At 64.7% G+C, this 807-nt stretch carries 1 pseudogene; it reads left to right on the top strand.

Annotated elements, in window-relative coordinates:
• Positions 1-807: pseudogene (locus JHD07_RS03150) on the top strand (efflux RND transporter permease subunit); the annotation flags it as partial.

The raw sequence follows: 807 nt of genomic DNA, 5'->3' as shown, positions 1-807 counted from the left end.
CCTTGCTGCCTACGGCATCGCCATGGAGGACCTGCGCACCGCGATCGCCAATGCCAATGTCTCGGGGCCGAAGGGCTCGCTCGACGGCGCGCAGCAATCCTACATCATCGCGGCCAACGACCAGATCGCCGCGGCCGACGCCTACAAGCCCGTCATCATCGCCTATCGCAACGGTTCGCCGGTCACCATCGGCGATGTCGCGCAGATCGTCGACGGCCTCGAAAACGATCGCACCGCCGGCTGGTACCAGGGCACGCCGGCCGTCATCATCGACATTCAGCGCCAGCCCGGCGCCAACGTCATCGACGTGGTCAGCCAGATTCGCGCGGAAATCCCGAAGGTGCAGCGCGCGATCCCGGCCGGCGTAAACCTCACCATCGTCTCCGATCGCACCGTGACTATCCGCGCCTCGGTGCGCGACGTGCAGTTCACGCTGGTCCTTGCCGTCGTGCTCGTGACGCTGGTCGTGCTGCTGTTCCTGCGCTCGTTGCGCGCCACCGTGATCGCGGGCGTCGCCCTGCCGCTGTCGCTGATCACGAGCTTCGGCATCATGTATTTTGCCGGCTTCAGCCTCGACAATCTGTCGCTGATGGCGCTCACGATCGGCACCGGCTTCGTCGTCGACGACGCCATCGTCATGATCGAGAACATCGTCCGTCACATGGAGAACGGCGACAGCGCGATGGAGGCCTCGCTGAAGGGCGCCAGCGAGATCGGCTTCACCGTGATCTCGCTGACGGTGTCGCTGATCGCGGTTTTCATTCCGCTCTTGTTCATGTCGGGTCTCGTCGGGCGCATGTTCCGCGA

The sequence above is a fragment of the Bradyrhizobium sp. genome (genome assembly GCF_016462955.1).
Classification (GTDB): Bacteria; Pseudomonadota; Alphaproteobacteria; order Rhizobiales; family Xanthobacteraceae; genus Bradyrhizobium.
Note: the sequence above shows the minus strand (reverse complement) of the source record. Positions and strands in the feature narration are given on the sequence as shown.